The 720-nt window shown below is 47.1% G+C and carries 1 protein-coding gene; it reads left to right on the plus strand.

What is annotated here, in order from left to right; all coding sequences use genetic code 11:
• Positions 1–720 (plus strand): Ig-like domain-containing protein (locus tag SP041_RS20755; protein ID WP_137298020.1); only part of this gene is annotated, 720 nt, incomplete at both ends.

Raw genomic sequence — 720 nt, forward strand, 5'->3', positions numbered from 1 at the left:
GCGCAACTGATAACTTCAATGGCGTTGAAAACATTAGCTTCACTGCAACTGACCCAGAGGGTGAGTCAGTGACACAAGCAATTGTATTTACTGTTAACCCAGTAAATGATGCACCGACGTTAGCGGATGTGACGACTGCCATTACTGATACAGCAGCAGCGGATAGCTTTGATGCAACCACGGGTACGTTAACCGCAACGGACGTTGATGATAGCGCCTTTACTTACGACTTCACTGACGGCACAGATACTCATGTGGGTACGTACGGTACATTAACCTTAGCAAGCGATGGCAGTTACAGCTTTACGCCAAACGCAGCAGCGATTGATGCGTTATCAAGCGACACCACTGAAACCTTCACGGTCCGTGTTACGGACAGTGGCGGCGACACTGGTATTGAGAATGCCTTAAGCGATACTGCAACGTTTACGATAGATATTACGGCAGCGAACGATACACCGATTAGCAGCACATCTATTGCAGACCAAACTCAAAGCGAAGACTTTGCTGATTACAGCATTGATTTAAAAGAATACTTCTCAGACGCTGAAACCGTGTCAGCAGACTTGGTGTACAGCGTCGCGGGTAACAGAGACATTGGCGTGACGATTGTGGATGGTATTGCAACGTTTACGAGTGCAACTGATAACTTCAATGGTGTTGAAAATATTAGCTTCACTGCAACTGACCCAGAGGGTGAGTCAGTGACACAAGCGATTG

Source organism: Psychromonas sp. SP041 (genome assembly GCF_000470315.2).
GTDB lineage: Bacteria > Pseudomonadota > Gammaproteobacteria > Enterobacterales > Psychromonadaceae > Psychromonas.